The sequence below is a fragment of the Enterococcus sp. 6D12_DIV0197 genome, assembly GCF_002174385.1.
GTDB lineage: Bacteria > Bacillota > Bacilli > Lactobacillales > Enterococcaceae > Enterococcus_D > Enterococcus_D casseliflavus.
The window spans coordinates 413277-414815 of record NZ_NIBN01000001.1; the positions used below are offsets into that span (position 1 = coordinate 413277).

Annotated in this window: 2 protein-coding genes; both read left to right on the plus strand. The window is 30.9% G+C overall.

Annotated elements, in window-relative coordinates; translation table 11 throughout:
- Positions 1-120: 120 nt before the first annotated feature.
- Positions 121-975 (plus strand): NERD domain-containing protein, encoded by an 855-nt coding sequence (locus tag A5867_RS01955; RefSeq protein WP_249270003.1) that lies wholly within the window; start codon positions 121-123, stop codon positions 973-975.
- 15 nt (positions 976-990) lie between these two features.
- Positions 991-1374, plus strand: coding sequence for a hypothetical protein (locus A5867_RS01960; protein WP_249270004.1), 384 nt, complete (start codon positions 991-993; stop codon positions 1372-1374).
- Positions 1375-1539 lie beyond the last annotated feature (165 nt).

Genomic DNA, 1539 nt, shown 5'->3' on the forward strand with positions numbered 1-1539 from the left:
CGCTATTTAGAATTTTATTTCAAATAAATGTTTAAATCTGTCTCTTATACACATCTAGATGTGTATAAGAGACAATTCTAAAAGAAATCGAATACTACTTACAATTCGATACCCTATAACGTGAATACGCCGAAAAAGCATACTCAAAGCACTGTCTCTTATACACATCTAGATGTGTATAAGAGACAGGACTTAATAGATGCTCCATTAATAAAGATTCAAGATAAATTAATACTGTTACCAACGTTAGCTAAAGAAATTCGACCACTGTCTGTCATTTTATCTATGTTTTCAAGAGATGAAGAAGAGACCCAAAAAAATAGGGAAGACATTGCATTAGGGTTCAAAGGAGCTATGTTTGAACAACGTACCAAACACTTATTACAAGTTTGTAGTCAAATAGATGCTAAACGATTACATATTAAGATTACAAAGGAAAAAGATTTGGAAAGAGAGATTGATTTAGCATTTGTTTTAGATAAAACGCTCTTCTTATTTGAATGTAAGTCATTCAATCAACCGTATACGGTAAGAGAGCATGCTAAAACTAATAAGAAAATAAAAGAGGCAATTAAACAATTAAATAAAAATGCTGACTATTTTGAGGAGAATATTTCTATAACTCTAAAGCAATTGGGATTGAGTGAAGAAATATCAATAGAAAAAGTCCAGCGGGTATTACTTACCTCTACTATTCTTGGTGAAGCTGGGAAACAAGAGAATGTGTTGGTAGTTGATGAAGCTTCATTTAACGCATTTTTGTTAAGGAATCCTCCAACGGTTTCTCATATTGATGGAGCTATTAAAGAAAGAATATGTTTAGATACAGAAAATATTTATTCAGGTAAAATTACAGCAGAAAAATTGTTGGTATTTTTAAGAAGACAGCTCTCAGTTAAAATTATGCAAAGCTTTATAGTGAAAACGCACGATTCAGATAGGAACTGTCTCTTATACACATCTAGATGTGTATAAGAGACAGCTATAGAGATGGGAAGAAAGAGTTCTAAAACAATTTCTATAGATAATTTTGAATTTAGAACACAAGATTATATGGGAAGGTTTTTGAGTGAAATTAGGAATAATTGGAACAGATTGAAAAAACAAGGATTATACAATTTCTATTTTAAAAATTTTGAAGATTACAGCGAATTTATAGAAAAGCATTTTATTATTGAAACGGACTATTTAGAATCTCCAAAAGATGAAACTGAAAACTTCGGTTCACTGAATGAAAAAGATGCTGTTAGCATTGTTTCAGGAATGATTACTGCAATTAAAAATAGAGCGGAACTGTTATCGAAATCAGAATACGCCGAACAATTATGGATTTTACTTAGCAATATCACAACAGATAGCTCTGATAAATTGTAAATAGGGAGTATGACAAATGGCAAGGGTATATAAAGCAGTCAGATTGGCTTATGAGGCTAAAATTTGGATAGACAAACTAATTATTCATAGAGAACGAGAACTAAAAAATGAACTAAAAAATGGCTTGATTAATAAACTAGAAACAGACATGCAAGAACATTACAG

What these genes read in the sequence shown, in the direction of transcription:
- A5867_RS01960 (WP_249270004.1), top strand. Translation starts at nt 991, where the DNA reads ATGGGAAGAAAGAGTTCTAAAACAATTTCTATAGATAATTTTGAATTT.